Origin of the sequence: Lysobacter silvisoli, assembly GCF_003382365.1 — a bacterium.
Classification (GTDB): Bacteria; Pseudomonadota; Gammaproteobacteria; order Xanthomonadales; family Xanthomonadaceae; genus Lysobacter; species Lysobacter silvisoli.
This window is the reverse complement of the sequence record NZ_QTSU01000001.1, coordinates 893,952-920,743: the sequence shown is the minus strand read 5'-3', so window position 1 is coordinate 920,743 and position 26,792 is coordinate 893,952. Positions and strand designations below refer to the sequence as shown.

Genomic DNA, 26,792 nt, shown 5'->3' with positions numbered 1-26,792 from the left:
ATCATGCAGTCGTCGTCGATCCAAGCTTCGTTGATGCGGCCCAAGCTCATGCGTTACGCCTTGTCGGTGGCCATCGCCGCCGCCCTGGTCCCGGCCACCGCGCTGGCGCAGGACGCCGCGCCGGCCGCCGACGCGGCGCCGGCCAGCGAAAGCGACGCCACCACCCTGGACGCGGTGGTGGTCAGCGGCACCGCGCGCTTCAAGGGCGTGCGCAAGCGCGACGCCAGCTTCTCCATCACCACCGCCTCGCTGGAACAGCTGCAGGAGGCCGTGCCGCTGAGCACCGCCGACGCGCTCAAGGTGGTGCCCGGCATCTGGGCCGAATCGGCCGGCGGCAGCACCGGCGCCAACATCTTCGTGCGCGGCATGCCCTCCGAGGGCGACGCGCCGTTCGTGACCGTGCAGATGGACGGCGCGCCGCTGTTCCCGCCGCCGACCCTGTCGTTCCTGGAAAACTCCACCCTGTTCCGCATGGACGACACCATCGACCGCATGGAAGTGCTGCGCGGCGGTCCCAGCCCGATCTTCTCCAACGGCCAGCCCGGCGCCACGGTCAACTTCATCCAGAAGAAGGGCGGCGAGGAAACCGAAGGCAGCCTGCGCGTGACCGCCGGCAGCGACAACCTGCGCCGCGTCGACGTGTTCAACAGCGGCAAGCTCGGCGAAGGCTGGTACTACAGCATCGGCGGCTTCTACCGCGTCACCGACGGCGTGCGCGACACCCAGTTTCCGGCCGACAAGGGCGGCCAGTTCAGCGCCACCGTGACCCGCAGCTGGGACAGCGGCGAGATCACCCTGTACGCGCGCCACACCGACGACAAGAACGCCTTCTTCACCCCGATCCCGCTGCTGTCGCGCAACAACGGCGAGCACTTGTCCAGTTTCCCCGGCCTGGACGCGCTCACCGGCACCCTGCTGGGCAACGACTTCCGCCGGGTGACCCTGCCGGTGGGCCCGAACGGCCAGACCATCAGCCGCGATCTGGCCGACGGGCGCGGCCTCAAGCTGGACGTGTTCGGCGCCTCGATGGATTTCTACGTGGGCGACTGGACCATCAGCGACCGCATGAACTTCGTCGACGGCAACGCGCCGACCAACGGCCTGTTCACCGGCGCCAGCCCGCAGACCATCAGCTCCTACATCGCCAGCTTCGGCAGCCCCGGCACCGCCACCTACACCAACGGCGGCGGCGCGGTGGACCCGAACCAGCAGGTGCTGACCGCCGGCTTCTGGGTGGTGGACAAGGACATCCAGTCCTTCACCAACGACCTGCGCTTCAGCCGCGACCTGTTCGAGGGCAACACCCTGACCGCGGGCGTGTACTACGCGCGCTACTCGTCCACCGACACCTGGTACCTGGGCAACAACATGCTGCTCAGCGCGGAGAACAACGCGCGCCGCATCGACGTGGTCCTGGCCGACGGCCGCCGGGTCACCCGCGACGGTTTCGTCGGCACCTCGTTCTTCTCGCTGCGCGGCGACTACGACGGCCAGAACACCGCCGTGTTCCTGGCCGACGAGTGGCAGGTCAACGACCGCCTGCGCCTGGACGCCGGCATCCGCTACGAGTGGCAGCAGGTGGACGGCACCGTGCACAACGTGGCCACCGTGGACCTGGACGGCAACCCCGCCACCCTGTACGACAACAACACCTCGATCTCGCTGCCCAGCACCCGCCGCATCGACCAGGACGACCAGCATTTCTCCTGGACCCTGGGCCTGAACTACAAGCTCAACGACAGCGCCAGCGTGTTCGCCCGCGCCAACTCGGGCTACAAGATGCCGGCCTTCGACAACCTGCGCGACGGCAATACCAAGATCCAGGAAGTGGACCAGTACGAACTGGGCTTCAAAGCCGGCAACCAGGTCTACGACCTGTACCTGACCGCGTTCTACAACAGCTTCACCAACTCGCCGTTCCAGGCCTTCCTGGACGACGGCACCAACTTCACCACCGTCGGCGATTCGCGCGCCTACGGCCTGGAAGTCGAAGGCGCGGTGCGGCCGTTCGGCGGCTTCGAGCTGGCCGCCACCGGCGTGTGGCTGGACGCCAAGTACGAGAATTACCGCGAGTTCACCGGCAACCAGGTCATGCGCCAGCCCAAGCGCCAGTTCCGGCTCACCCCCAGCTACTACTGGACCCTGCCGGTGGGCGATCTGAAGCTGTTCGCCACCTACAGCTACATCGGCGACCGCTACGCCGACCTGGCCAACACCCAGCGTCTGCCCTCGTACCACACCCTGGACGTGGGCGCGAACCTGCACGTGGGCGAACACTGGGAGTTCACCGCCAGCGGCAGCAACGTCAGCAACGAGCTGGGCCTGACCGAAGGCAACGTACGCGTGCCCGGCGCGGCCACCGGCGGCGTGTTCCTGGGCCGGCCCATCGCCGGGCGGGCCTACCAGTTCTCGGTGGCCTACCGCTGGTGACGGTGGCGGCGACGGCGGGCGCGCATGCGATGCTGCGCCCGCGGTCGCCGCGCCGAGTTCCAACGGATCCACCTGGACGCGTTTCACCTGCGTTCGCGGTGCGGCGCCGTATCCCACGGCGCGCATCCGCCCCCACGGGACGCGCGGCGTCGGCGCCGCCCGCGAACGCATCTTTCTTCATCCAAGCACGCGCCATGACCGCGCGTCGGAGCCAGGCATGACCTCCAGCCCGCAGCGCAGCCGCATGATCCTGGCGATGATCCTGACCTACATGGTCTTCGCCGTGCTGCTCAACAGCGTGGGCACGGTGATCCTGCAGGCGATCCAGGGCTTCGGCGTGAGCAAGGCCGAGGCCAGCTACCTGGAAGCGTTCAAGGACCTGCCGATCGCGCTGGTGTCCTTTCTCACCGCTTCGCTGCTGCCGCGCCTGGGCTACCGCCGGGCGATGATGCTGGGCCTGTCGCTGGTGGCCGCGGCCTGCGCGCTGATGCCGCTGCTGCATGCGTTCTGGGCCAGCAAGCTGCTGTTCGCCACGGTCGGCGCCTCGTTCGCGCTGGCCAAGGTGTCGGTGTACTCGTCCATCGGCCTGCTCACCGACGACCGCCAGCAGCACGCCAGCCTGACCAGCACCATCGAAGGCTGGTTCATGGTCGGCGTGCTCGCCGGCTACTGGCTGTTCGCCGCGTTCATCGATGCGGACGCGCCGGCCGACCCGCGCTGGCTGCGCGTGTACTGGGTGATCGCCGCGGTGGCCGCGCTCACCGCGCTGCTGCTGGCGAGCACGCGCATCGACGAATCCGCGGCCAGCGACGGCCACGCCGCCGGCGCCGCGTTCCTGGACATGTTCCGCCTGCTCGCGCAGCCGCTGATCGGCGTGTTCCTGGTCTCGGCGTTCCTGTACGTGCTGATCGAACAGAGCATCGGCACCTGGTTGCCGACCTTCAACCGCGAAATCCTGCACCTGCCCACGACCATGAGCGTGCAGGCGGCGAGCATCTTCGCCGTGTCTTTGGCACTAGGCCGCCTGGGCGCGGGCCTGCTGCTGCGGCGCCTGGCCTGGCACTGGCTGCTGATCGGCTGCGTGCTGGCGATGGCCGCGCTGGTGCTGCTGGCGCTGCCGCTGGCGGCCGGCGTGCGCCCGGACGCGAACGCGAGCTGGACCCACGCGCCGGCCGCGGCCTACGTGTTCCCGCTGATCGGCCTGTTCATGGCGCCGATCTACCCCGCGATCAATTCGGTGGTGCTCAGCGCCCTGCCCAAGTCGCGGCACGCGGCCATGACCGGCCTGATCGTGGTGTTCTCGGCCCTGGGCGGCACCACCGGCTCCTTCCTCACCGGCCAGCTGTTCCAGCGCGCCGGCGGCGAAACCGCGTTCTACCTGTCGCTGCTGCCGATGGCCTTGCTGCTGCTGGCCATCGTCGGCCTGCGCCGGCAGTCGCAGCGGGCCGAGGCGCGTATCGCGGTGGCATGAGTCCGGTGACCACGTTCTCACAGACCTCTATGGGTTTTTACGTATGAGACTCATAGCACCTTTCAACTCACCACTACTTACTAAATCCCATACAACCCTAGAAACCTCTTCCGGCGTAATCATCGTAACAATAATCATATCTCTTGCCCAAAAGAAACTTCCATTCAAGCATTCCCCACTTTCCTGATAACTGCGCATCAACCTCTCCACATTCTTTAGCGTGAAGAACGTGGCCGAATACCTTTCTCCATTCGAGAGAACCACATGCACATCGACGTTATCGTCATGCATATCCTCAATCGTATGCAGAATCTCTATTTCAATCGGATATGCGTTATTTTCCATACAAACTCTTTAGGCGAGCAATGACCTGATCCTGATTTTCCTTTGAACTTTTCGCAAGTATCTCTAAACCATCCCCTGATTGTCGATAATATACCCTGGCACCGTCACGTGCGCGCGCTTCGTAAACACCAGAGAACAAATGCCTTGTTCCAGTTCCCGGATTCATATTTCCGCTAGCCAGTCGACTGATCAGATTGTCAAGCGACCCTTGAACCGATTTTCCGGCCGCTTGAGCCGCTTTCACAAGCAGGGAATCCGCTTTAATGAGTGACTTAATCGGCTTAGCGACAGCATTGCCCTTCCCCAGAGTGACAACTTCAAACGTTGCCAACACCATAGTGCCACGGCCCGGCGCCGCTCTTCCGCCGTAAACTTGGCTGACACCCTCTGCTCCAAAGACCTCCCAAAGGGCATGGGTCGCAGCCCAGCCCGCGCACGTCACAGGCCCACAGCCAGTTGCAGCCTTGTCGATCATTTCGCCTACAGAGTCGCGCCCATCTGGGTCCGTGAACCTGTATGGATTGCCATTTGCGTACCAGTACCGATTGAAATTATCACCGAGCAGGCGCGCAGCAACTGGATCAGCCGAAAGAAACCGCCCCAATGTCGGATCGTAATACCGCTGCTGCATGTAGGTCAGACCGGTGGCCCCATCCATCACATGCCCGGTGTACCCAATCCCGTCTACCGTCTTGTTGATCGCACTGCCGTACGGCTCGTAATCCGTGCGCTCGACCAACGCGCCACTCGCATCCGTCACCGCCACGGGGCTGCCTAGCGCATCGGTATGCTGGTACTTGGTCGCGATGACCGTATTGCTGGGCCAGTTATGGTCGATGGTCGCCACCAGGCTGCCGCCCAGGTAGACGTTCTCGGTCGTGGTCTCCGCGCCGGCCGGCGTCTTCTTCCAGCCGAACAGGTACTGGCCGGCCTGGCTGTACTGGAACAGGCGTAGCGTGCCGTCGTCCTGCACGGTTTCCACGCGTCGGCCCAGGGCGTCGTAGCAGTAGGTCTCCTTGCCCGTCACCCAGCGCAGGCGGTTGCCGTGGTCGAAGCCGTAGGCCTGGCCGTTCTTCTGCCGCAGGTTACCTTGCGGGTCGTAGTCCAAACCCACCACCGAGGCGCCGGCGGTGTTGAGCACGTTGGTCAGCTGGTTCTTGCCGTTGTACCAGTAGCTGTGTTCGCGCACGCCGGCGTGGGTGACCGCGCGCAGGTTGTCGATGGGGTCGTAGGCGTAATCGATGCGGTGCAGGCTGCCGCCGAACATGGCCGAGCTGGCGCGGGTCAGGCGGTCCAGGCCGTCGTAATCCAGGTAGCGGTTGAAGCTGGTGCCTTGCGCATTGTCGTCGATGCGCGTGGGGTTGCCGTTGGCATCGTAGGTGTAGGTGTAGCCGGCCACACCCACGTCGCTGACCACCTGCGGCAGCTGGCGCAGGTTCTGCGACATGGCGTGCGCCACGCCGTTGCCATAAGTGAAGCTGCTAATCGCGCCGTTGGGGTGGTACTTCACCCCGGTGGCGTAGCTGCCGGCCTGGGTAGGCTGGCCCAGCGCGTTGGGCGCGTAGGCCACCGTCAGGCCGGTGGGGTAGCTGTGCGTGGACAGGTTGCCGTGGCGGTCGTAGCCGTAGCCCAGGGCCCAGGTGTACCAGTTGGTCTGGCCGACGGTTTCGCCCTGTCCGCCCAGCAGGCGGCGCTTGTTGTAGTGATAGGCGTTGATCACCGGCAGGGTGTTGTCGGCGCCGTTGTAGGTGGTGACCTGAGCCGGCAGGCCGTCCTTGGTGTAGGTCCAGACCTGATTGCCCAGGCCGTCGGGGAAGGTCAGCGCGGTCAGCCGGTGGCGGGCGTCGTAGCTGCGGGTGACGGTACGGCCGCCGTTGTAGGCGGCCAGGTGGTCGCAGTCGGTGGTGTTCAGCCCGCTCAGGCCCGCGGCGGACCAGACCAGGTTGCCGGCGTTGTCCAGGCCCATCACCGTCGAACCGGTTTCGGGCTCGTCGCTGCGGCACAGGCGGTGGGCGCCGTCGTAGTAGTACTTGCGCACCGCTTCCACGGTTTGTCCGGCGTAGGGGCCGGAGCGGCGCAGCTGGGTGGGCTTGAAGAACGCGTCGCGCCAGATCTGGGTGACGGCGCCCTCGGGCTGGAAGATCTCGATGGGATAGTCGGTGGTCGGCTCGTCCCAGGCGGCGTAGCGCGTGCGCGTGACCTGGCCGCGCGGGTTGGTGACCCTGATCTCGCCGCCGCTGAGGTACTCGGTGCTGGTGCTCAGCGTGCCCAGCTCGCTGCTCTGGCGCACCCGCACCGGCCGCCCGAGCGCGTCGTAGTCGGTGTAGGTGCCGGCGACCACCTGCTGGAAGTCGGTGCCGTTGTTGAGCGGATAGGACGCGAACGCCGATCGCCCGGCCAAGTCGTAGCGCTGGAAGGTCTGGGTGCGGGTGTTGGCGAAATCGGTGATGTCGTGGCTTTCGCTGGCCACCGGCCGCCACAACGCGTCGTAGTAGGTGTAATGCCGCGCATTGCCGGTGCTGACCGACTGGCGCCAATGGCCGGCGGGCAGGCCCAGTTCGGGCGTGTTGATCAGCTCGAACGTGCGCGTGGTGGGGTACCAGTCGACGCTGTCGCCAGTGGGCTGCGTAATGCTGCTCACCCGGCCCATGGCGTCGTAGCCGTAGTTGGTGGTGTAGCCGTTCTCGTCGCTGGTAGCGATGACCCAGCCGCTGTCGTTGACCACCGCCGACTCGGTGCTGCCTGCCGGCGACTCGGCGGTGGCCGGGTACTGGATGGTTTGCGGAATGCCGCGCTTCCAGCTCGATAGCGTGGTGACGTTGTTGTTGGCGTCGGTGACCGTGGCGACGGTGCCGTCGGCGTTGTAGCTCAAGCTCTGCTTGCGGATGCCGAACTCGTAGCTGTGCAGCGGCAACGCGGTAACGGGATCGTACGTGGTCTGCGCGGGCACGGCGTTGCCGGTGCTGACCGAGGCGCTCTGGCCCAGCACCCACTTGCTCAGGTTGTCGTGATACGCGATGCCGTCGCTGCGGCTGTAGCCGTAGCTGATGTTGCTGGCGCGGGTCACCGAGGTGGGCCGAGCCATGGCGTCGAAGGCGTTGACGGTGCGGGTGTAGGTGACGCCGTCTTGCAACAACGAAGTCGATATCAGCGGGCGAATCTTCGACGCCATCTGGTCGCCGAAGTCGTACCCTGCCAGGCTTGGGAATGGCTGTTGCGCCATTTGCTCGTCTTGCACATAAACGTAGTCGGTTTTCTGCGCCTGAGCGCCGCTAGCGTCCAGCACTTGCTCGCTGAGCAGCATGCCTTCGTTTTTTTCGAAGATCACGCCATAGCGCTTCTTGACGACCACTCCGTTCGGCAGCGTGATCGTGGTCGCCCTGCCCACGCCGTCGCCGCAGGCTTGCCCCGCGCATGGATCCTCATTGCACGCCGAGCCGCTCGGCACGCCGCTCTGGTGATCGTAAACGTCGCAGTAGGGGTAGGTATCTTCCTGATACGCGTAGCCGGTCGTTTGCGTGGCCAGCCCTGGGCCCGAGATACTCAGCGACTTGAGCGAGAACACATCGAAGTAGTTGGGGGTACCAATGCGTGCGTAGCCTGAAACGTCGACATACTCCTCCGTGAGCATTTGAGTGTCGTAGTTTTCAATGACTGTCGGCAGGTCATCGCCCTCTATGAGAGCTTTGAATATCTGATTCCAATCGATATAGCTGGCGGTGATGTTGGTGCTTCCGCCAGACTTCCTGACCTGGTGATCGAAGAAGTCGATGTAGCACAAATAAGGAACGCGGCTGCGATGGAACCGCCGTCCTTCGAACTGGAATGCTGCCTGGGCACCGCTAGGATGCTTGACCACGAACGGGAACGTTCCGGCATAGCGTTCGCGACTGATTTCGCTCTGGCACATGACGCCAGGATCGAAGTACGACAGCTGCAGCATGTCCGACTGCTGCTGATCGTAGGGCGAAGTGAATCCGAATGCGGGGTACTGCCAGGTCGAACCGTCCGGATTGGCCACCTGCGTCAAATGACCATTGGCCAGCGTGTAGGTCCAGGTGCGCCCGTGGCTGCTGGCCGTCACCGAGTTAGTCCCGTACTGCAGGGATATCTGGCGGCCGTCGTTGGCGACGATGCTGGACAGCCGTCCATTGCTGTAGTTGTAGTCGACGGTGTTGCCGAAGCGGTCCTCGATGCGCGACGCCAGCATGTACACGTTCTTTCGCGCCATGGTGTAGCCGGGCAATCCTTTCGGCCCCTTGCGGATGGTCATGGCGGTGCGCTCGACCGGATAGTCGAAGTAGTACTTCACTCCCTCGGGAGTGAGCAGTAGGAAGCCTTCGCCTGGGTAGCCGTTCTTCACGGTGGACAGGCAGCTCAGTCGCCCCATCGATTTCAGCACCCAGGGGTAACTGCTGCCGTTGGACGGGTCGGTGTTGAGATTATGATCGACCAGCATCGACTCGTCCCCGACGCCCGGCATATGCAGGCGGTAGCCGTGGGACACCTCTTCCGGGCTGATCAACAGCCCTTCGACGAACGGCAGGCTCGGAAACGAGCAGCGCTTGTAGCGGTTGGGAGACGAACTGGAGGCAACGGACCAGCCCATGTTGCTGGACACGGTGGTCTGGATGTACGGAACCTCGACATCCCAATTGCCGAAACCTCCTAGTTGCTCGGGTAAGTACAGCCAGTCGATCGGCAGGCGCCGGCCGAGTTGCACGGGCAAGCCATTGTTGCCCGGCACGTCGATATCGACGTTGACGAACTCGGTCTTGCCCGTGGCGTCCGATGTCCTGTTTCCGAACAGACCCTCGGCGGCAGCGGTGATCGTGGATGCGGCCTGAATCTTCCTTTGGTACTCGGCTTCGGAGGTGATGGATTGGGCGCCGACCGATCCGATCCCCATTGCGAGCATTAACGCGACTTGGCCCGCTTGTCGAAGCACGGAACGAACGAAACAAGCCGCGTCCCCGCCGGACAGCGCGGGAGCGGAAGCATAAGATTGGATATGCATGCGATGAGGTACTGCCGGCCCGATCGGGCGATGCTGAGTTCGAACTAAAACCGGCCTGACCGGTCCCCTGAAGTACAGTGTGCAGGCTAACTTAGGGCGGTCGCAATCGCTGCGAAAGCGCAGGCGGAACGCTTACATAGATCACTTCTTGCATTCGCACTCGACTTGCGCATCAACGGTGCATTCAAGCACATCGAGTCACTAAGAACCGGCACTTCAGCCTACGCAATTACAACGGCAACGACGCCTGCAACGGCTCATCGTCCCCTCGCCCCGCATCACCCGCTTGAATTCCACACGAAATGCGGGTTCCAGAGTTCACGCCGCGCGCTCGACCGCCTCGGCCGCAGGCGGCACCCGCAGATTGAGCTCGCTCTCCGGGTCGAAGTAATGCATGCGCTGCGCGTCGTAGCCCAGGTGCACGGTGTCGCCGGCCACCGGCAGATCGTAGGGCGGCAGGCGCACCACCAGTTCGCAGCCGCCGCAGCCCAGGTTGAGGAAGGCTTCGTTGCCCACCGGCTCCACCGCTTCCACGCGCGCGGGCAGGCGCTCGGGCGCGGCCTGCGCCAGGTGCATGTCCTCAGGACGCAGGCCGACGGTGAGCTGGCGGCCCAGATAGCCGCGCACGGTCTCGCGCAATGCGGGCTCCGGCTGCAGCGGCAGCTCCACACCTTCGGCGATGCGCAGGGCCAGGCGGCCCTCGCGCTCGGTCACTTCGCCCCAGAGCAGGTTCATCTTCGGGCTGCCCAGGAAGGTGGCCACGAACAAATTGACCGGATGGCGGTACAGCGCCATCGGCGTGTCGATCTGCTGGATCTTGCCGTCCTTGAGCACCACGATGCGCTGGCCCAGGGTCATGGCCTCGATCTGGTCGTGGGTCACGTAGATCATGGTGGTGCCCAGCTGCCGGTGCAGGCGCGCGATCTCCACGCGCATGCCCATGCGCAGCTTGGCGTCCAGGTTGGACAGCGGCTCGTCGAGCAGGAACACCTGCGGCTGCCGCACCAGGGCGCGGCCCAGGGCCACGCGCTGGCGCTGGCCGCCGGACAGCGCCGCCGGCTTGCGCTGCAGCAGCGGCGCCAGCTCCAGCATGTCCGCCGCCTCGGCCACGCGCCGCGCGATCTCGTCCTTGGACGCGCCGCGCAGCTTCAGGCCGAAGCCCAGATTCTCGGCCACGGTCATGTGCGGGTATAGCGCGTAGCTCTGGAACACCATGGCGATGTCGCGGTCCTTGGGCGCGACCTCGTTGACCCGGCGCTCGCCGATGCGCAGCTCGCCCGCGCTGATGGTTTCCAGCCCGGCGATCATGCGCAGCAGGGTCGACTTACCGCAGCCCGAGGGGCCCACCAGCACCAGCAGTTCGCCGTCGCGGATATCGAAACTGGCGCCGTCCACGCCGACGAACCCGTTCGGGTAGACCTTGCGCAGCCCTTCAAGCGTGACCTTCGCCATGAATTCTCCCAACCGGTTCCAAGATGCGGTGTAGCGACGATGCAATTGTCGCCGCCCTGGGCTATTCTGCCATGTAACCGTTTACATGCACGTCGAACCAGCGACGAGCCCCCGCACCGGAGCCAAACAGCGATGAGCCAAGTTCGAGTCTTTCCCGAGGGTTTCCTGTGGGGCGCGGCCACTGCCGCGCACCAGATCGAGGGCTCGCCCCTGGCCGACGGCGCCGGCCCCAGCATCTGGACCCGCTTCGCCCATACCCCGGGGATGACCCTCAACGGCGACACCGGCGACGTCGCCTGCGACCACTACCGGCGCTGGAAGGACGACGTGGCGCTGATGAAGCAGCTGGGCCTGCAGGCCTACCGCTTCAGCGTGTCCTGGTCGCGGATCCTGCCCGAGGGCACCGGCCGGGTGAACCAGGCCGGCGTGGACTTCTATTCGCGCCTGGTCGACGAACTGCTGGCCAACGGCATCGAGCCGCTGTTGACCCTCTACCACTGGGACATGCCGGCGGCACTGGACGACCGCGGCGGCTGGCTCAACCGCGACTGCGCCGACTGGTTCGCCGAGTACGGCAGCGTGCTCTACCGCGCCCTCGACGGCCGGGTGAAGAAGTGGGTCACCCTCAACGAACCCTGGGTCATCACCGACGGCGGCTACCTGCACGGCGCGCTCGCGCCGGGCCACCGCAGCCGCTTCGAGGCGCCCATCGCCAGCCACAACCTGATGCGCGCGCATGGCGCCGCGGTGCAGGCCTACCGCGCGATCGGCCAGCACGAGATCGGCCTGGTGGTGAACATCGAGCCCAAGTACGCGGCCACCGATTCGGCCGCCGACGCGGCCGCGGTCAAGCGCGCGCACGCCTACATGAACGAGCAGTACCTCGATCCCGCCCTGCTCGGCTCCTACCCGCCGGAGCTGCGCGAGATCTTCGGCGAGGCCTGGCCGGAATGGCCGGCCGAAGACTACGCCCTGATCAAGCAGTCGCTGGACTTCATCGGCGTCAACTACTACACCCGCAGCGTCACCAAGGACGCGATCAGCTACCCGCTCAATACCGGCGTGGTGCGCCAGCCCTCGGGCACCTACACCGAGACCGGCTGGGAAGTGTTCCCGCAGGGCCTGACCGACACCCTGACCTGGGTCAAGCAGCGCTACGGCGACATTCCCATGTACATCACCGAGAACGGCGCGGCCTTCTTCGATCCGCCGGTGGCCGAGCCCGACGCCAGCGGCGAGCGACGCGTGCGCGACCCGCTGCGCATGGACTACCTGCAAAAGCACATCAGCGCGGTGCACGACGCGATCCAGGCCGGCTGCGACATCCGCGGCTACATGGTGTGGTCGCTGCTGGACAACCTGGAATGGTCGCTGGGCTATTCCAAGCGCTTCGGCGTGGTCCACGTGAACTACGGCACCCAGGAGCGCACGCCCAAGGACAGCGCGCGCTGGTACTCCAACGTGATCGCCAGCCATGGCCGCTCGCTGGCGGAGCCGCTACCTTAAGGTCCCCCTTCCCGATCAGGTCCCGGCGCGATGCACGACACCCTGTTGCTGTTCGGCGCCACCGGCGACCTGGCCCAGCGCTACCTGTTCCCATCGCTGATCCACCTGTGGCGGGACCGGCTGCTGCCCGAGGGCTTCCGCCTGGTCGCGGTGGGCCGGCAGGAGATGAGCAGCGAGGCTTTCCGCAGCTGGTTGCGCGAACGCATGGCCGCCGAGGCGGCCGACGACGCCGCGGCCGTGGACGGCCTGCTGCGCAGCATCGACTACGTGGCGGTGGACCTGCGCGACACCGCCGCGATCGCCGCGGCGCTGTCGCCCTACGCCGACCGCCCCAGCGTGAGCTACCTGGCCACGCCGCCGGATCTGTTCGTGCCGGTGGCGCAGGGCCTGAGCGCGGCCGGCGTGCTCGCCGATCCTTCGCGCCTGGTGCTGGAAAAGCCGATCGGCCGCGACCTGGCCTCGGCGCGCGAGATCAACGCCGCGCTGCGCGCCTGCCTGGACGAGTCGCGGATCTTCCGCATCGACCATTACCTGGGCAAGGCCGCGGTGCAGAATCTGCTCGCGCTGCGCCTGGGCAACACCTTGCTGGAAGCGGTGTGGCAGCACCGCTGGATCGAATCGGTCGACATCCTGGTGGCCGAGACCGCCGGCGTGGACGGCCGCGAGGAGTACTACGCCGGCTACGGCGCGCTGCGCGACATGGTCCAGAACCACATGCTGCAGCTGCTCGCCCTGATCGCCATGGAGCCGCCGTCCAACCTGGACGCCGACAGCATCCGCGAAGAAAAGCGCAAGGTGCTGCGCGCGCTGCGGCCGATGGGCCAGGCCGACGCCGCCCAGGACACCGTGCGCGGGCGCTACGGCGCCGGCGTGGTCGAAGGCCGCGCGGTCAAAGGCTTCGTCCACGACGCGCCGGTGGAAACCTTCGTCGCCCTGCGCACCTGGATCGACAACTGGCGCTGGGCCGGCGTGCCCTTCCGCCTGGTCACCGGCAAGCGCCTGGCTGCGCGCGCGACCGAAGTGGTGGTGTCGTTCAAGCCGGTCTCGCACTGGCTGTTCGAACGCCCCGCGCGCGGGCGCGAGCGCCCCAACCGCCTGCGCATGCGCCTGCAGCCCGACGAGACCGTGGAATTGGGCCTGATGGGCAGCCTGGCCGCGCCCGAATGGGGCGCGCTGGAACTGCGGCCGATGTCGCTGGACCTGTCGATGTCGAACTCGCCGCAGCGGCGCATCGCCTACGAGCGCCTGCTGGTGGATGCGCTGCGCGGCAACCAGACCCTGTTCGTGCGCGACGACGAAGTCGAATCGGCCTGGCAATGGATCGACAGCGTGGAACGCGCCTGGAGCGCGACCGCGCAGCCGGTGATCGAGTACCCGGCCGGCTCCTGGGGCCCGGCCGAAGCCGCAGCGTTCCTGCCGGCCACCTTGGGCCAGTCGCGCGGAGGCCAGGCATGAGCGAAGTACTGCTGGCCGACATCGGCGGCACCAACGCGCGCTTCGCCCTGGCCGCGCCGCAACTGGACGCGCCGTTGCGCGCCGACAGCGTGCAGGTGTTCGCGGTCGCCGACTTCCCGTCGCTGGCCGACGCCGCGCGCCACTACCTGGATCGCGTCGGCGCGGCGCCTGGCGAAGCCGTGTTCGCCGTGGCCGGCCGCGTCGACGGCGACGAGGCGCGCATCACCAACCATCCCTGGGTGATCTCCGCCACGCGCACCGGCCAGGCACTGGGCCTGCAACGCCTGCGCCTGGTCAACGACTTCGCCGCGCAGGCCATGGCGGTGTCGCTGCTGCAGCCCGAGGACGTGGTGGCGATCGGCGGCGCGCCGTGGCGCGGCGGCGATGGCGACGGCGACCGCACCTATGCGGTGATCGGCGCGGGCACCGGCCTGGGCGTCGGCGGATTGATCCGCCGCGACGGCCGCTACTACCCGCTGCAGACCGAAGGCGGCCACGTCAGCTTCGCGCCGGGCACACCGGAGGAGATCGAGATTCTGCAGCGCCTGTCGGGCGAATTCGGCCGCGTTTCCAACGAGCGTCTGGTCAGCGGCAGCGGCCTGGTCAACCTGCACCGCGCGCTGAGCCAGATCGCCGGCGAAGACCCGGGCCCGCTGCAACCGGCCGACATCACCGCGATGGCGCGCGAGGGCGATGCGCGCTGCCTGCGCGCGATCGACGTGTTCTGCGCCGTCTACGGCGCCGCTGCCGGCGATCTGGTGCTCACCCTGGGCGCCTGGGACGGCGTGTTCCTGCCCGGCGGCCTGGTGCCGCGCCTGATGCCGTGGCTGCAGCATTCCGGCTTCCGTCAGCGCTTCGAGCACAAGGGCCGCTTCTCGCCCGCGATGGCGCGCATTCCCACCCTCGCCGTGACCCATCCGCAGCCCGGTTTGCTCGGCGCGGCCGCCTTGGCCAGGCACACGCCAAGCTAAGGCGGATCGTGCGAAGATCGGGCGATGCTCGACGATCCGTCGCCCGCCATGCCCGGCTCACCGGAGCCGGAGACAGCCCGCTATGTGATGCACGCGCACCGCGGCCGCGACGTGTGGACGTGGGCCTGCGCCGTGGCCATCGCCGCCGAACTGCGCCGCGATCTGCTGCTGCGCCCGCGCGCGCGCCTGCTGCTGTCCGGCGGCACCACGCCCGGCCCGGTCTACCGCGCGCTGTCCAAGGCGCCGCTGGAATGGAGCCGCGTGGATATCGGTCTGGTCGACGAACGCTGGCTGCTGCCGGACGACCCCGACAGCAACGCCCGCACCGTGCGCAGCCAACTGCTGCAGGACCATGCCGCGGCCGCGCGCTTCGAAGCGCTGACCCTGGCCGGGCGCCGCATCGAGGACGCGGTGGCCGCGGCCAATGCGCACGCCCAACTCGGCGCCAGCGCGGCGGTGTTGGGCATGGGCGAGGACGGCCACACCGCCTCGCTGTTCCCCGGCAGCCGCGACCTGGAACGCGCCTTGAGCAGCCGCCAGGCCTATGTCGCCGTCGACGCCGACGGCGTACCCGGCGCACAAGGCTGGCCGCGCCGCGTCAGCCTGACTCCCGCCGGCCTGGCCCGCGTGCAGACGCGTTTGTTGCTGATCACCGGCGAGCGCAAGCGCGAGGTATTCGAGGCCGCGCTGCGCAGCGGGGATGTGAAGCGTTACCCCGTGCTCGCGGCCCTGGACGCCGCGCACGCTTCGCCTTTGCACGTGCATTGGTGCGAATAGGGCTTCGCTAGTTTCGCCGCAAGCCTGCGGCTTCGCGTGCCCTCACCCCAACCCGCACCCCGGCCCGCCCGCATAGCGGTCGGGCGTTCAGTGCAGCGCGAGCCAATGGCTCGCAAGCGCTGCCCTTCACCCCGTAAGCGGGAGAGGGGCTAAAGCAAAGCGGCGTCGGATCTGTCCCCTCTCCCGCCTGCGGGAGAGGGCTAGGGTGAGGGGATGAGCGCAAAGCGCGAATGCTCATGATCGGGCACCGAACTCGCCACGCAAATAGGAGACCCGGAGGGCGGCGCACAGGACGTGCGCCGTTTTCCGTTCGGGCAGGAGGCCCGATCGGAAAATCCCGGCGCGCGCTGCGCTCTCGCAGGGGAGCTCTGTCCAAGGACAGCGTTTTTCTTTGGTTACTTTCTTTTGACGCTTATCAAAAGAAAGTGACCCGGCCGCTTGCGGACGGAAGCTGTTGCTGTTGCTTCAACCAACACACCCATACACCTTCGCGAGTTCGGAGCGGATCGCGGCTCACGCCGCTCCTACCCCAAAGCGTCAGAGCAGACAGCACGCCGACCGAGGGCTTGGTCGTAACTGTGGGTTCGCGGTCGCAGCTTGCGCAGCTCCTACAGGGGCAGGCGCGGCGTTCGTCGTGGTTGTGGATTCGCGGTCGCGGCTTACGCCGCTCCTACCCCAAAGCGAAGAATCGCGTCCGATAGGAAACGCGCGCCGGCTCAGTCGATCCGCTCGACCCCGCCCATGTACGGCCGCAGCGCCTCGGGCACCTCGATCGAGCCATCGGCGTTCTGATAGTTCTCCATCACCGCGATCAGCGCCCGGCCCACGGCCACACCGGAGCCGTTGAGCGTGTGCACCGGCTCGGGCTTGCCGTTGGCCGGATTGCGCCAGCGCGCCTGCATGCGCCGTGCCTGGAAGTCTTCGCAGTTGGAGCACGAGGAAATCTCGCGGTAGGTGTCCTGACTGGGCAGCCACACTTCCAGGTCGTAGGTCTTGGCCGCCGAGAAGCCCATATCGCCCGTGCACAGCAGCATGCGGCGGTAAGGCAGGCCCAGCTTCTCCAGCACCACTTCCGCGCAGCGGGTCATGCGCTCGTGCTCGTCGTAGCTGTGCTCCGGCGAGGCGATGGTCACCAGCTCGACCTTCTCGAACTGGTGCTGGCGGATCATGCCGCGGGTATCGCGGCCGTGGCTGCCGGCCTCGGCGCGGAAGCACATCGAATGCGCCGCCATGCGCAGCGGCAACGCATCGGCCTCGACGATCTCGTCGCGCACGATGTTGGTCAGCGGCACTTCCGACGTCGGGATCAGATAGCGCTTGCTGGCCGCCTCGCCCTCGCCGACCACGGTGGCGAACAGATCGTCCTCGAACTTGGGCAGCTGGCCGGTGCCGCGCATGGAATCGGCGTTGACCAGCAGCGGAACATTGGCTTCCTGGTAACCGTGCTGGTCCACGTGCAGGTCCAGCATGAACTGCGCCAGCGCGCGGTGCAGCCGCGCCAGCGAGCCGCGCAGCACGGTGAAGCGCGCACCCGAGAGCTTGGCCGCGGTGTCGCCGTCCAGCCAGCCCTTGCGCGCACCCAGTTCGACATGGTCCTTGACCGCGAAATCGAAGCTGCGCGGCGTGCCCCAGCGGTGCTGTTCGGCGTTGCCGCTCTCGTCGCTGCCCTGCGGCACCGATGCGTGCGGCAGGTTGGGGATGCCGGCGGTCAGCGTGTCGAGCTTGGCGCGGATCTCGTCCAGGCGGACTTCGCTGGCCTTGAGTTCGTCGCCGAAGCTGGCGACCTCGGCCATCAGCGCGCTGGTGTCCTCGCCCTTGGCCTTGGCCTGGCCGATCGCCTTGGAACGCGTGTTGCGCAGGTTCTGCAGCTCCTGGGTCCGGGTCTGAATCTGCTTGCGCTCGCTTTCCAGCGACTCCAGCGCCGCCACGTCGAGCTCATAGCCGCGGGTCTGGCGCAGGCGCGCGGCGGTATCGGACAGGTGCTGACGCAGCAGGACGGGATCGAGCATGACGGAACCGGTGGGGAAGCGGAGCGCGATTATCGCGTGTCCGGCGCGCCCTGGGCCATGGTCGGACTCAAACCGGGGGCGGAAATCGCGACCGGTTGCCGACGGATTAACCCGGATGAAGGCAGAATGCGGGAGCCCCGCCCTGCCCGCCTCTGCCGGATACCGCATGTCCAAGCCTGTCCCCGCGCCCACCCGTCCCGCCTTCGACCTGGCCGCGTGGCGGCCGCAGCGCAAAGCCCTGTGGTGGGTGCTCGGCGCGTTCGCGCTGGGCCTGGCGCTGTTCCTGCTGGTGTGGTCGCGCAGCCGCGAGTACGACTTCTACCGCGCCAACGACATCGCGCCGCCGACCGCGGCCGGCCCGGACTACGCGCCGCTGCCGGCGCCGATGTCCGGCGACGAGGGCAGCGGCGTAGGTACGCCGCAGGCGGCCGCGCCCGCCGCCAGCGGCGAGCAGCCGCGCCTGGTCGAAACCGCGCCGCCCCCGCCGCCGGCCGATGCCGCGGTGCCGTCGCGCCCGCAGGACGCGGCCCCGGCCGCGACCGCCACGTCCGACCCCAGCCCGATCGCGGGCCAGAACCCCTCGCCGCGTTATCCGCCGCAGGCGCTGCGCCGCGGCGAGAGCGGCACGGTCACCGTGCGCGTGCAGATCGGTCCCGATGGCGTGCCCAGCGGGGTGGCCGTGGCCACCAGCAGCGGCTCGCGCACCCTGGACCGCGCGGCCCAGGACGCGGTGCGGCGCTGGCGCTTCCGCCCGGCCCTGGCCAACGGCCAGCCGGTGCCGGGTACCGTGATGGTCCCCATCACGTTCGATGCCAATCGCTGAACGAAGATCGCGTCCGCCCCCTCGCCTCCACCGCCCGCTAACACCGGCGTGAGGAAGCTCGGATCGACCCGGCCCCCGCCGGGGCGAACGAGGAGGGACACATGACGGACAACACGCTGGAAAACCGCCAAACGAACCCGCCGACCGACGCGGGCGCCGCCGCGCCCGCGCGCAACCGTACCGGTCTGTGGCTGCTGCTGTTGCTGGCCGCAATCCTGTTGATCTGGTACCTGCTGAGCCAGCGTGCGCCGGCGCCGGTGGTGGTGTCGCCCGATGCCGCCATGACGCCGGTGCCGGCCGAGTCCACCGATACGCCGGCCCCCGCCGAGCGCGGCGACCGCACCGGGGCGCGCAAGCCGGCCGCCGAGGCGTCCAAGCCCAAGACCGACAAGCCGATCGCGGCCACGCCGCGCGAGACGGTGCCCGAGCGCATCGCCGGCCGCAGCCCCGAACCCGAGTACCCGGCCACCGCGCTGCGTCGCGGCGAAGGCGGCGAAGTGGTGCTGCGCGTGAACGTGGGCAGCGACGGCGTGCCCGGCGAGGTCGATTTCGCCCGCCGCAGCGCCTCGCGCGATCTGGACCGCGCCGCGCAGGACGCGGTGCGCAAGTGGCGCTTTACTCCGGCCACCCGCAACGGCAAGCCGGTGCCGGCGGTGGTGGAAGTGCCGATCACGTTCCAGCCGCAGGCCTAAGCGCCCCGACGAACGCGCAGCAGGATCAGGGGAAGCGGGCTCCGGCCGCGCATCGGCGCGGCCGGAGCGATGCACGACTCAGGCGCCGTCGCGCCCGACCGCGGCGCGGCGGCGGATCAGTCCGTAGGCCAGGCACAGGCCGAACAGGAACTCCAGCGGCGCACGGCCGTATTCGAAACGCCACAGCAGCGAATCGAAGTTGTTGGTGATCAGCACCAGGCCCACGCAGCCCGCCAAGGCCCAGAACGCCGGCACCGGCATCCGGCCTTGGCGCCAGGCGCGCCAGGGTTCGCGCAGCAGCGCCAGCAGCGCCAGCGCCAGCAGGGCCACGCCGACCGCGCCCAAGCCGACCAGCGCGTCCAGATAGGTGTTGTGCAGATGCACGTGGTGCTGTCCGGCCATGTCGCGACGGCTCTGGGCGATCAGCTCGGGCGTGCTGCGCAGGCCCCAGCCCAGCAACGGCCGTTGCAGCCACTGCTCCACGCCCAGCCGATACAGCGCCATGCGCACGCCGACGGCCTTGTTGTTGACCTGGGTCTGCTGCGCCTGCGCGGCGTCGGACGGAGCTGTCGTCGCTTCGGCGCCCGCCGATGCCGCGGCCGGCGCCGACGGCGCGATCGCCACGCTGCCCTGCACCGCCGCCTGTTGCGCTTCGGCCGCCAGGGTTTGCGAACCGGCGAAGCGCGACGCGACCAGATCGCGCGCGGACCACAGCAACAGGACCGAAAGCGACGCGGCCGCCAGCACCGGCAGCCACGGCAACGGCCCCGCACGGCGGTGATTCCAGGCATAGGCCAGCACCGCCGCCGGCACGACCAAGGCGAAGGCCAGCCAGGCGCCGCGCGATTGCGAGAACAGCAGCACGCAGAAGCACACCGCGTAGGCCAGCGCCGCCAGGGTCAGACGCAGCGCGCCCGCCTGGCGCGCGCTCCAGGCGGTCATCGCCAGCCACAAGGCGATCCAGCCGCCCACCGCGGCGAGCAGGCCGGTGAGGTTTTCGGTCACGCCGAATTCGGGCCGCAGCGCACCGCTCCACAGCGCGGGCAGCTGCGTCCACGGCAGGTAGGTCAGGATCGAGGCCGCCAGCCCCAGGCCCATCAGCGCCAACAGCATCGGCAGGGTGCGCGGCAACACCGACAGCCACCAGCCGACCACCGCGGTGAACACCGCCAGCCGCACCAGTTTGGCGGTATCGGTCAGGTGCTCGGACAACGGCAGCGCAGGCATGACCCGCAGGCCCGCATACAAGGATTGCGCGATCGCATAGACGATCAGCGCGGCCAGCGCCCAAACCGCCGGCTGCCGCCGCAGCTCGCGCCAGGGGCGCGCGCCGGCCATGCACATCAACAACAGCAGCAGGCCCGCGCCGAGTTCCGGGCGCAGGTACAGATCGAAGTCGGCGAAGGCGAAGAACGCCGTATAGGCCAGCGCTGCGATCGCGGTGCGGCGCATCCATGCGGGCAAGGACGTTGCGGCTTGCGCGGACGGCGGCGCTGCAGCGGCGGGTCCGCTCATGCACGGACTCCATCGCAAGCGGCGCCAGCACGCGGAACAGGTCCGCAGTATCGGGGGATCGGCATCGCGTCGGTTCCTCTCGCCATCGCGCCGGGCATGGCGCGAATACGTGCGGCCGCCGCGCCGCGGGGGCGATCGCGACGGCCTGTACCTCCCTGTTCGCGCACACCGGAGTGCGTTGCGATCAGTGGCCGCAGTTTAGCGAATTCCGGTGATGTCCCGCTGTCTACTGCGCCATGCGCAAGGCGAGACCGGCGTCGCGCGCCAGCGCATCGAAGCCGGGGAACGACGTGGCCACATTTGATACATCAGTAATGTGCACATCCCCGTCGGCCAGCTGCGCCGCCACCGCCAGGCTCATGGCGATGCGATGGTCGCCGTGGCTGTCCGCGGTACCGCCGTGCAGCGCCGCACCGCCTAGGATCGCGGCGCCGTCGGGGCGTTCGTCGATGGTCGCGCCCAGCGCGCGCAAACCCTGTGCCATGGTGGCGATACGGTCGGATTCCTTCACCCGCAACTCCGCCGCGCCGCTGACCGTGGTCGTGCCCTGCGCGCAGGCCGCGGCCACGAACAGCGCCGGGAACTCGTCGATCATGTCCGGTACCAGCGCCTCGGGCACGGCGATGCCGCGCAGCGGCGCATGGCGCACGCGCAGATCGGCGACCGGTTCGCCGCCCTGCTCGCGCGCTTCGGTCTCGTCGATGTCGGCGCCCATCAGCCGCAGCGCCTGCAGCAAGCCGGTGCGGCGCGGGTTCATGCCCACCGCCTCCAGGGTCAGGTCGGAACCGGGGATCACGCTGGCGGCGACCAGGAAGAACGCGGCCGAGGAGAAATCCGCCGGCACCGCGACCTCGGTGGCGCGCAGCGTATGGCCGCCGCTCAGGCGCGCATAGCCGGGCGCATAGTCGATCGGCCAGCCAAACGCGGCCAGCATGCGCTCGGTGTAGTCGCGGGTGGGGTGCGGCTCGCGCACCACGGTCTCGCCCTGCGCGTACAGGCCGGCCAGCAGCAGCGCCGACTTCACCTGCGCGCTGGCTACCGGCAGCGTGTATTCGATGCCCTGCAAAGCGCGGCTGCCGTGGATGCGCAGCGGCGGCAGGCCGCCCTCCATGCTGTCGATGCGCGCGCCCATCGCCGCCAGCGGTTCGGTCACGCGCCGCATCGGCCGCCTGGACAGCGACTCGTCGCCGATCAGGACCGAATCGAAGCCCTGCCCCGCCAACGCACCGGCGAGCAGGCGCATGCCGGTGCCGGCATTGCCGCAGTCCAGCGCCGCCGCGCTCGCGCGCAAGCCATGCAGACCCACGCCGTGGACGATGCGTTCGCTGACGCTGGGCGTGTCGATACGCACGCCCAATTGCTGGAACACGCGCGCGGTGGCGCGGGTGTCCTCGCCTTCCAGGAAGCCGGTGACGCGGGTGACGCCCTGCGCCAGCGCGCCCAGCATCACCGCGCGGTGCGAAACCGATTTGTCGCCCGGCACGCGCACGCGGCCGCGCAGCGGCGCGCCGCTGCCGGCGATCCAGTCCTGGCGCGCGCTCATGCGCGCACCGCGTCCAGCGCCGCCAGCAAGCGCCGGTTCTCGTCGGCGTCGCCTACGGTGATGCGCAGGCAGTCGCCCAGGCCGTAGCCGCCCATGGGCCGCAGCACCACGCCGCGCGCGACCAGGGCGGTCTCGATGCGGGCGGTGTCGGCGCCGAACTCGACCAGGACGAAATTGGTCTGCGACGGGAACACGCGCAGCCCGCGCTCGGCCAGGGCCGCGCTCAGCGCCGCACGCTGTTCGGCGTTACGCGCACACGAGTCCGCCAGGTGTTCGCCGTCGCCCAGCGCGGCCTCGCAGGCGGCCAGCGCCGGGCCGTTGACGTTGAAGCTCTCGCGCAAACGCTCCATCACCGCCACCAGCCCCGGCCGCGCGATCAGGTAGCCCACGCGCAGGCCGGCCAGGCCGTAGGCCTTGCTGAAGGTGCGGGTGACGGCGACGTTGGCGTAGCGCTGCAACACGTTCAGCGCGCTTTCGTAGTCCGGTGCATCGGCCATTTCCGCATACGCCTCGTCCATGACCACGATGACGTGGGGCGGAAGCTTGTCCAGGAAAGCGGTCAGCGCCTCGCGCCCGAACCAGGTACCGGTGGGATTGTTGGGGTTGGCCACATAGACCAGCTTGGTGCGCGGCCCCACCGCGGCGGCGATCGCATCCAGGTCGTGGCCGCAAGGCATGGCCGCCTCGCGCGGCAGCGCCTCGACGATGCGCATCTGCGCGCCCGCGGCCTGGGTGGCCAGGGCGAACACGGCGAAGCCGTAGCGCGAGAACACCACCTCGTCGCCGGGGCCGGCGAAGACCTGGCCCAACAGCATCAGCAGCTCGTGCGAGCCGTTGCCGAGCAGGATCTGCGATGTGTCCACGCCGTGCGTGCGTGCGAGCGCGCGCTTGAGGTCGGCGCCCAGCGGATCGGGATAGCGATGCAAGGCCTGCAGCGAGTCCAGCACGGCCTGGCGCGCGGCCGGCGACGGGCCGTAGGGATTCTCGTTGGAACCCAGCTCGACCAGGTTGGCTTCACCGAAGCGCCGGCGCAGCGCGACCAGGTCGTGGCCCGGATCGTAAGCCTTGAGCCCCTGCACGCCCGCCTGCGCGCGCGCGGCGAACCAGGCCTCGTCGTAGGCGGGCACCGAAGCCTGCGCGGCCGCCTGGCTCATGCGATCGCCACCGGGTAGGAGCCCAGCACCTTCACTTCGTGCGCCAGCTCGTCCAGCTCGGCCAGCGCTTCGCGCATGGCGTCTTCGAGCACGTGGCCGCCGATGTCGACGAAGAACGCGTACTGCCAGCGGCCGGTGTGGCCGGGGCGCGATTCGATGCGGTTCATGCTCAGACCGCGCTTGGCGAACGGCGACAGCACGTTGTACAGCGCGCCGGGCTGGTCCTTGATGAAGATCAGCAGCGAGGTGCGGTCGTTGCCCGAAGGCGTGAACAGCTCGCGCCCGATCACCAGGAAGCGGGTGGTGTTGTCGGGGCGGTCCTCGATCGGGCCGGCCACGTTCTTAAGACCGTAGACGTTGCCGGCGCTGGCACCGGCGATCGCCGCGGCGTCGTCGGCGTTGCGCGCGCGGCGCGCGGCCTCGGCGTTGCTGGCTACGGCGATCTTCTCGGCCTTGGGCAGGTACTCGCGCAGCCAGGCCTTGCACTGGGCGAAGGACTGCGGGTGCGAGTACACGCGCTCGATGTCCTCGATGCGGCCGCTGCGCGAGAGCAGGTGCTGGTGGATGCGCAGCTCGACTTCGCCGCAGATCTTCAGCTTGGAGGTCAGGAACATGTCCAGGGTGGACTGGATCGTGCCCTGGGTGGAGTTCTCCACCGGCACCACGCCGAAGTCGGCGTTGCCGGCTTCGACTTCCTGGAACACCTCTTCGATGCTGCCCAGCGGCAGGCCGTGGATGGAATGGCCGAAGTGCTTGAACACCGCCTGCTGCGAATGCGTGCCCTCCGGGCCGAGGAAGCCGATCTTCAGCGGCTCCTGCTGGGCCAGGCAGGCGGACATGATTTCGCGGAACAGCCGCACCAGCACCTCGTCCTGCAGCGGGCCGTCGTTGCGGTCCACCACCCGGCGCAGCACCTGGGCTTCGCGCTCGGGCCGGTAATAGTCCACCGCCGCGGCCAGCTTGCCCTTGGCCTTGCCGACCTGGTTGGCGTACTGGGCGCGCTCGGCGATCAGCTGCTGGATGTGCTGGTCGATGCCGTCGATGCGCGTGCGCAGGGTCGGCAGGTCCAGCGCGGGAGTCTCGGGCGCGGCGGCGGCGGCTGCCGCCTTGCCCTTGGCGGCCTTAGCCGGTTGCGCGGCGGCAGCCTTGGATTTGGCGGGCTTGGCCGCGCCGGACCGCGGCTTGGTGGGTTTGGTGGCCATCGTGGGTCTCGTGAGTTCGCGCTGCGCGTGTTCCAGCTGCGAACCGAATCGGTTGACGGAGAGGCAACAACGGGGCTGCGTCTACTGGCGTATTGCCGTCCCTGGCGCGACGTTCGAGCGCTTCGGATCGCCCGGCCCGGCCCTCCATGGCCGGGCGTTCGCGCCCGCAGCCGATGCCGATAGGGCATCGGCTAAGCGCGGGCGCTCACCCGTTCCTGTTCTGGAAATCGCGCATGAAGTCGGCCAGCGCCTGCACGCCTTCCTCCGGCATCGCGTTATAGATCGACGCGCGCATGCCGCCCAGGGCGCGGTGGCCCTTGAGCGAGATCAGGCCCGCAGCCTCGGCCTCCTTCAGGAAGGGCTTGTCCAGCGCCTCGTCCTTGAGGAAGAACGGCACGTTCATGCGCGAACGCGCGCCGGCGGCGACCTCGTTGCGGTAGAAGCCGCCGGACTCGTCGATGGTCCGGTACAGCAGCGCCGACTTGCGCGCGTTGCGCTGGGCGAACTCGCTCACGCCGCCCTGCGCGATCATCCACTTGAACACCAGGCCGGCCAGGTACCAGTTCCAGGTCGGCGGGGTGTTGAGCATGGACTCGCCCTTGACGTGGGCGCGGTAGTCCAGGATTTCGGCGCGCGGCTGGCCGGCGCGCTCGAGCAGGTCGCGGCGCACGATCACCACGCTCACGCCCACCGGGCCCAGGTTCTTCTGCGCGCCGGCGTAGAGGATGCCGAACTTGGACACGTCCAGCGGCTCGGAGACGATGCTGGAGCTGAAGTCGCCCACCAGCGGCACGTCGCCGGTGTCGGGGATGTCGCGGAACTCGACGCCGTGGATGGTCTCGTTGGCGGTGTAGTGGACGTAGGCGGCGTCCTTGGACAGCTGCCATTGCCCGTAGGCCGGAATATCGCGGAAGCCGCCGGCCTCGCCGTTGGCGGCCACCTTGGCGTCCACGTAGGGCTTGACCTGCTTGAGCGCGGTCTTGCCCCAGTGGCCGGTGACGGCGTAGTCCACGGTCTGGCCCGGCGCGGCGAAGTTCAGCGCGATCAGCGCCTGCTGGGTGGTGGCGCCGCCCTGCAGGAACAGCACCGCGTAGTCCTGCGGGATCGACATCAGCGTGCGCAGGTCGGCTTCGGCCTCCTGGGCCACCTGCAGGAATTCCGGCCCGCGGTGGCTGAGCTCGACGATCGACGCACCCACGCCGTGCCAATCCAGCAGCTCGGCCTGGGCCTGCTGCAGCACGGTTTCGGGCAGGGTCGCGGGGCCGGCACTGAAGTTGTACGCGCGGGACATCGGGTGCTCCGTAGGCTGAGGGGGTGAACCCCCAGTATGCCGCACTGCAACACTTCCGCGGGCCTTCGTTTCCCGCGCAACTTTTGTCCCTGTCGCGACCTCTATGGTGGTACACCCATCATTGCCGCCGCGGCCGTTCCGGCCGCCCCGCAGGAGCCGTACCCCGATGTCCTTGCGCGATGCCCTAGCCGTCCCCGCCCGCGAAATCACCGACGAGGCGGTCTACCGCGAACGCCGGCGCCTGCTGGCCGCGTTCGCCGCGCTGCCGGCGCTGGGCCTGGCCGGCTGCGCCGACGCCGATCCGCCGCCCGCGCCCAAGACCGCGATCACCCCCGCCCAGGCCGCCTCGGGTTTCCGCACCAGCGAGACCCTGACCCGGTACGAGGACGTCACCAGCTACAACAACTACTACGAGTACGGCACCGGCAAGGCCGACCCCGGCCGCGCGCCCAAGCTGCTGCGGGTCAAACCCTGGACCGTGGCCGTGGGCGGCGCCTGCGCCAAACCCGGCAAACTCGCGCTGGAAGACCTGATCAAGGGCCTGACCCCGCAGGAGCGCATCTACCGCCTGCGCTGCGTGGAAGGCTGGTCGATGGTGATCCCCTGGTTGGGCGTGCCGCTGGGCGACGTGCTCAAGCGTTTCGAGCCCACCTCCAAGGCCAAGTACGTGGCCTTCACCACCCTGTCCGACCCCAAGCAGATGCCGGGCCTGGCCTACCCCGCTCTGGACTGGCCCTACCGCGAGGGCCTGCGCATCGACGAGGCCATGAATCCGCTGACCCTGCTGGCCACCGGCCTGTACGGCAAGCCGCTGCCGCAGCAGAACGGTGCGCCGCTGCGCCTGGTGGTGCCGTGGAAGTACGGCTTCAAGAGCATCAAGTCCATCGTCGCCATCACCTTCGTCGAGCGCATGCCGTTCACCAGTTGGAACGACGCCCAGGCCAGCGAGTACGGATTCTTCTCCAACGTGAACCCCAACGTCGACCACCCGCGCTGGACCCAGAAGACCGAGCGCCGCATCGCCGGCACCGCCAGCAAGCTGTTCGCCGAACGCATCCCCACGCGCCTGTACAACGGCTACGCCGACCAGGTCGCGTCGATGTACGCCGGCATGGATTTGAAGCGGTGGTTCTGAGCGC

At 68.3% G+C, this 26,792-nt stretch carries 18 protein-coding genes; 9 read left to right on the top strand and 9 right to left on the bottom strand.

All coding sequences use genetic code 11. The features are described from left to right. Positions 1–33 precede the first annotated feature (33 nt). Together DX914_RS04290 and DX914_RS04285 are read left to right on the top strand one after the other, a co-directional pair. A complete protein-coding gene (locus tag DX914_RS04290) occupies positions 34–2,430 on the top strand; it encodes a TonB-dependent receptor (RefSeq protein WP_115857805.1) in 2,397 nt (798 codons plus the stop codon). Between the two features lie 217 nt (positions 2,431–2,647). Next, positions 2,648–3,901, top strand: a complete 1,254-nt coding sequence (locus DX914_RS04285; protein ID WP_231118138.1) for an MFS transporter — start codon at positions 2,648–2,650, stop codon at positions 3,899–3,901. A 27-nt stretch (positions 3,902–3,928) separates the two neighbouring features. On the opposite strand, the gene DX914_RS19970 is transcribed toward DX914_RS04285, so the two are convergent. From DX914_RS19970 to DX914_RS04275, 3 genes are all read right to left on the bottom strand, one after another. Next, on the bottom strand, positions 3,929–4,246 hold the full coding sequence (locus tag DX914_RS19970) for a hypothetical protein (protein WP_147300599.1): 318 nt from the start codon (positions 4,244–4,246) through the stop codon (positions 3,929–3,931). Further along, positions 4,236–9,263: an RHS repeat domain-containing protein gene (locus DX914_RS20495; protein ID WP_115857804.1), complete on the bottom strand. Its 5,028-nt coding sequence runs from the start codon at positions 9,261–9,263 to the stop codon at positions 4,236–4,238. The genes DX914_RS19970 and DX914_RS20495 overlap by 11 nt, the downstream gene beginning before the upstream one ends. A gap of 318 nt (positions 9,264–9,581) precedes the next feature. Further along, positions 9,582–10,715: an ABC transporter ATP-binding protein gene (locus DX914_RS04275; protein WP_115857803.1), complete on the bottom strand. Its 1,134-nt coding sequence runs from the start codon at positions 10,713–10,715 to the stop codon at positions 9,582–9,584. Positions 10,716–10,847: 132 nt separating this feature from the next. Here DX914_RS04275 and DX914_RS04270 point away from each other — a divergent pair, with 132 nt between their 5' ends. The 4 genes from DX914_RS04270 to pgl all read left to right on the top strand — a co-directional run bounded on the left by DX914_RS04270 (position 10,848) and on the right by pgl (position 15,424). After that, positions 10,848–12,221, top strand: a complete 1,374-nt coding sequence (locus DX914_RS04270; RefSeq protein WP_115857802.1) for a GH1 family beta-glucosidase — start codon at positions 10,848–10,850, stop codon at positions 12,219–12,221. Positions 12,222–12,251: 30 nt separating this feature from the next. Further along, complete coding sequence (gene zwf, locus DX914_RS04265; RefSeq protein WP_115857801.1) at positions 12,252–13,676, top strand: glucose-6-phosphate dehydrogenase; 1,425 nt, start codon at positions 12,252–12,254, stop codon at positions 13,674–13,676. Then, on the top strand, positions 13,673–14,647 hold the full coding sequence (gene glk / locus DX914_RS04260; protein WP_115857800.1) for a glucokinase: 975 nt from the start codon (positions 13,673–13,675) through the stop codon (positions 14,645–14,647). Before zwf ends, glk begins: the two co-directional genes overlap by 4 nt. A gap of 87 nt (positions 14,648–14,734) precedes the next feature. Further along, complete coding sequence (gene pgl, locus DX914_RS04255) at positions 14,735–15,424, top strand: 6-phosphogluconolactonase (protein ID WP_115859125.1); 690 nt, start codon at positions 14,735–14,737, stop codon at positions 15,422–15,424. A 716-nt stretch (positions 15,425–16,140) separates the two neighbouring features. Here pgl and serS read toward each other — a convergent pair. Continuing rightward, on the bottom strand, positions 16,141–17,433 hold the full coding sequence (gene serS, locus DX914_RS04250; RefSeq protein ID WP_115857799.1) for a serine--tRNA ligase: 1,293 nt from the start codon (positions 17,431–17,433) through the stop codon (positions 16,141–16,143). 166 nt (positions 17,434–17,599) lie between these two features. On the opposite strand from serS, the gene DX914_RS04245 reads away from it, so the two are divergent. Next, a complete protein-coding gene (locus DX914_RS04245; RefSeq protein WP_115857798.1) occupies positions 17,600–18,256 on the top strand; it encodes an energy transducer TonB in 657 nt (218 codons plus the stop codon). A gap of 101 nt (positions 18,257–18,357) precedes the next feature. Further along, positions 18,358–18,948 carry an energy transducer TonB gene (locus tag DX914_RS04240; RefSeq protein ID WP_115857797.1) on the top strand — a complete coding sequence of 197 codons (591 nt, stop codon included), beginning with the start codon at positions 18,358–18,360 and terminating at the stop codon, positions 18,946–18,948. Positions 18,949–19,026: 78 nt separating this feature from the next. On the opposite strand, the gene DX914_RS04235 is transcribed toward DX914_RS04240, so the two are convergent. From DX914_RS04235 to serC, 5 genes are all read right to left on the bottom strand, one after another. Next, a complete protein-coding gene (locus DX914_RS04235) occupies positions 19,027–20,463 on the bottom strand; it encodes an O-antigen ligase family protein (RefSeq protein ID WP_115857796.1) in 1,437 nt (478 codons plus the stop codon). A 226-nt stretch (positions 20,464–20,689) separates the two neighbouring features. Beyond that, complete coding sequence (aroA, locus tag DX914_RS04230) at positions 20,690–22,006, bottom strand: 3-phosphoshikimate 1-carboxyvinyltransferase (RefSeq protein ID WP_115857795.1); 1,317 nt, start codon at positions 22,004–22,006, stop codon at positions 20,690–20,692. Continuing rightward, a complete protein-coding gene (hisC, locus tag DX914_RS04225; protein ID WP_115857794.1) occupies positions 22,003–23,160 on the bottom strand; it encodes a histidinol-phosphate transaminase in 1,158 nt (385 codons plus the stop codon). Before hisC ends, aroA begins: the two co-directional genes overlap by 4 nt. Beyond that, complete coding sequence (gene pheA / locus DX914_RS04220; protein ID WP_115857793.1) at positions 23,157–24,362, bottom strand: prephenate dehydratase; 1,206 nt, start codon at positions 24,360–24,362, stop codon at positions 23,157–23,159. The genes hisC and pheA overlap by 4 nt, the downstream gene beginning before the upstream one ends. 205 nt (positions 24,363–24,567) lie before the next feature. Then, positions 24,568–25,653: a 3-phosphoserine/phosphohydroxythreonine transaminase gene (gene serC / locus DX914_RS04215; protein WP_115857792.1), complete on the bottom strand. Its 1,086-nt coding sequence runs from the start codon at positions 25,651–25,653 to the stop codon at positions 24,568–24,570. 166 nt (positions 25,654–25,819) lie between these two features. Here serC and msrP point away from each other — a divergent pair, with 166 nt between their 5' ends. Next, on the top strand, positions 25,820–26,788 hold the full coding sequence (gene msrP / locus DX914_RS04210; protein ID WP_115857791.1) for a protein-methionine-sulfoxide reductase catalytic subunit MsrP: 969 nt from the start codon (positions 25,820–25,822) through the stop codon (positions 26,786–26,788). The last annotated feature ends 4 nt before the right edge of the window (positions 26,789–26,792 follow it).

Excerpts from the sequence above, each read along its gene's own strand:
- DX914_RS04290 (WP_115857805.1), top strand. The coding sequence starts at position 34 with ATGCGGCCCAAGCTCATGCGTTACGCCTTGTCGGTGGCCATCGCCGCC.
- DX914_RS04285 (WP_231118138.1), top strand. The coding sequence starts at position 2,648 with ATGACCTCCAGCCCGCAGCGCAGCCGCATGATCCTGGCGATGATCCTG.
- DX914_RS19970 (WP_147300599.1), bottom strand. The coding sequence starts at position 4,246 with ATGGAAAATAACGCATATCCGATTGAAATAGAGATTCTGCATACGATT.
- DX914_RS20495 (WP_115857804.1), bottom strand. The coding sequence starts at position 9,263 with ATGCATATCCAATCTTATGCTTCCGCTCCCGCGCTGTCCGGCGGGGAC.
- DX914_RS04275 (WP_115857803.1), bottom strand. The coding sequence starts at position 10,715 with ATGGCGAAGGTCACGCTTGAAGGGCTGCGCAAGGTCTACCCGAACGGG.
- DX914_RS04270 (WP_115857802.1), top strand. The coding sequence starts at position 10,848 with ATGAGCCAAGTTCGAGTCTTTCCCGAGGGTTTCCTGTGGGGCGCGGCC.
- zwf (WP_115857801.1), top strand. The coding sequence starts at position 12,252 with ATGCACGACACCCTGTTGCTGTTCGGCGCCACCGGCGACCTGGCCCAG.
- glk (WP_115857800.1), top strand. The coding sequence starts at position 13,673 with ATGAGCGAAGTACTGCTGGCCGACATCGGCGGCACCAACGCGCGCTTC.
- pgl (WP_115859125.1), top strand. The coding sequence starts at position 14,735 with ATGCACGCGCACCGCGGCCGCGACGTGTGGACGTGGGCCTGCGCCGTG.
- serS (WP_115857799.1), bottom strand. The coding sequence starts at position 17,433 with ATGCTCGATCCCGTCCTGCTGCGTCAGCACCTGTCCGATACCGCCGCG.
- DX914_RS04245 (WP_115857798.1), top strand. The coding sequence starts at position 17,600 with ATGTCCAAGCCTGTCCCCGCGCCCACCCGTCCCGCCTTCGACCTGGCC.
- DX914_RS04240 (WP_115857797.1), top strand. The coding sequence starts at position 18,358 with ATGACGGACAACACGCTGGAAAACCGCCAAACGAACCCGCCGACCGAC.
- DX914_RS04235 (WP_115857796.1), bottom strand. The coding sequence starts at position 20,463 with ATGAGCGGACCCGCCGCTGCAGCGCCGCCGTCCGCGCAAGCCGCAACG.
- aroA (WP_115857795.1), bottom strand. The coding sequence starts at position 22,006 with ATGAGCGCGCGCCAGGACTGGATCGCCGGCAGCGGCGCGCCGCTGCGC.
- hisC (WP_115857794.1), bottom strand. The coding sequence starts at position 23,160 with ATGAGCCAGGCGGCCGCGCAGGCTTCGGTGCCCGCCTACGACGAGGCC.
- pheA (WP_115857793.1), bottom strand. The coding sequence starts at position 24,362 with ATGGCCACCAAACCCACCAAGCCGCGGTCCGGCGCGGCCAAGCCCGCC.
- serC (WP_115857792.1), bottom strand. The coding sequence starts at position 25,653 with ATGTCCCGCGCGTACAACTTCAGTGCCGGCCCCGCGACCCTGCCCGAA.
- msrP (WP_115857791.1), top strand. The coding sequence starts at position 25,820 with ATGTCCTTGCGCGATGCCCTAGCCGTCCCCGCCCGCGAAATCACCGAC.